A 1653-nucleotide genomic window follows, 5' to 3' on the forward strand; every position below is an offset into this window, starting at 1 on the left:
CTGGCCGAGGCTGTGTAAAAACGTATGGTCCGACAGGCGGGTGGGACAACTGTGAGGCCCCGTCTTCGCAGTTGACGATTTCTGAAGGCTGACCAGATTGATCCGTGCCGGCGAGCATGGTCAGGCGTGAGATTACGCGCCTGCCAGCTTCATCGCTCGCAGTGTCTTTGCAAATCCGAGGATCTTCATGACGCGTTTGAGGTTGTACGCCAGCACATGCAAGCTCATTTCAGTCGAGACGTTCCCAAGCCTGCGCATCTGGAAGTGGGTAGAGCCCATCCAGTGCTTCAGCGTGCCGAACACGTGTTCAACCGTTCGACGCCGTATCGTCATGGCATCAAGCTGACGATCCAGTCTGCGTTGCATTCTGTCGAGTACCGCTTCGTGTTCCCACCGGCGAATGCGCCGATATGGTGCCGGCGTGCATTGCTTTCTGAGCGGACAGTGCGGGCAGGCACTGCTCCAGTAGGTCCGCAGTTTCAGCATATTGGCACTCTCAAACGAGGTGTACCTGTATATCGCACGTTGACCCGCCGGACACTGGTACTGGTCATCCCTGGCGATGTAAATGAAGTCGGCCCGGTCGAAGCGGCCGTCAGCCTTTGCACCGGAGGTTTGTGATTTGGGCACCAGTGCCGTAATACCCGCGTCGTCGCATGCCTTGATCTCTGGTGCGCTGAAATATCCACGGTCTGCCAGTGCCTTGATTTTCTTCTTGCCCATTGCGTCGCGCGCCGCTTTGGCCATCGGGCTCAACTGCGTCCGGTCGTTGCCGAGGTTCGTGACTTCGTGGGTAACGATGAGATGGTGCCGGGCGTCGACGGCGACCTGAACGTTATAGCCAACCACGCCCGTACCCTTGGCTTGGGAGATCATCGAGCGTGAGTCCGGGTCGGTCAGAGAGATCTGCTTTTCTGGCAGATCGTTCAGAAGCTCCGCTGCGCGGTCCAGATCGCGCATCTGTTCACGCAGCGTCTCGATCTTCTCCCGTAGGCGCTCGGTCTTCGCTTCTACCTCGACTGGTTGAGTACGATCGGCGGTCTCCAGTGCGTCCAGATAACGCTGGATGCTTTGCTCGATCTGCTCCTGACGTCGTGCAATCTTGTTGGGCGTGAAGTTGTTGTCGCGGCTGTTGACCGCCTTGAACTTGCTGCCGTCGATGGCTACGACCGCTTGTGTGAACAGCTTCAGGTCACGGCATATCATCACGAAGCGACGGCACACCTTGCGAATGCCTTCGCCATTGCTCCGCCTGAACTCGGCAATCGTCTTGAAGTCCGGCGCAAGCCGGCCGGTCAGCCACATCAGTTCGACATTGCGTTGACACTCCCGCTCAAGACGACGGCTCGACTGCACACGATTGAGATAACCATAGATATATATCTTAAGCAGCACTGCAGGGTGGTAAGAAGGTCGCCCAGTGCTCGCGGGCATGGTTCCTTCGAATCCGAGGGATGCCAGCTTGAGTTCTTCGACGAATGCGTCGACAATCCGCACAGGATTATCTTCAGCGATAAAGTCATCGAGACACTCCGGCAGCAGTGTCGTCTGACTGCGTTCCGCACCTTCGACAAATCGCCCCATCTGCGCCTCTCGTTTCAGCAGGTTGATTCAGTCTAGGTGATCATTCGAGTTTTTACACAGCCTCGGCCG

The 1653-nt window shown here is 57.2% G+C and carries 1 protein-coding gene; it reads right to left on the minus strand.

Annotation, left to right across the window (positions count from 1 at the left end):
- Positions 1-132 precede the first annotated feature (132 nt).
- The gene (locus tag HV744_RS36500) at positions 133-1584 is read right to left on the minus strand and encodes an IS1182 family transposase (protein WP_175154073.1); all 1452 of its coding nucleotides are present in this window, start codon (positions 1582-1584) and stop codon (positions 133-135) included.
- Positions 1585-1653 lie beyond the last annotated feature (69 nt).

This window comes from Paraburkholderia ultramafica (assembly GCF_902859915.1).
Lineage (GTDB): Bacteria > Pseudomonadota > Gammaproteobacteria > Burkholderiales > Burkholderiaceae > Paraburkholderia > Paraburkholderia ultramafica.

Bases quoted from the DNA above. Each gene is read 5' to 3' on its own strand.
- HV744_RS36500 (WP_175154073.1), bottom strand. From the start codon at position 1,584: ATGGGGCGATTTGTCGAAGGTGCGGAACGCAGTCAGACGACACTGCTG.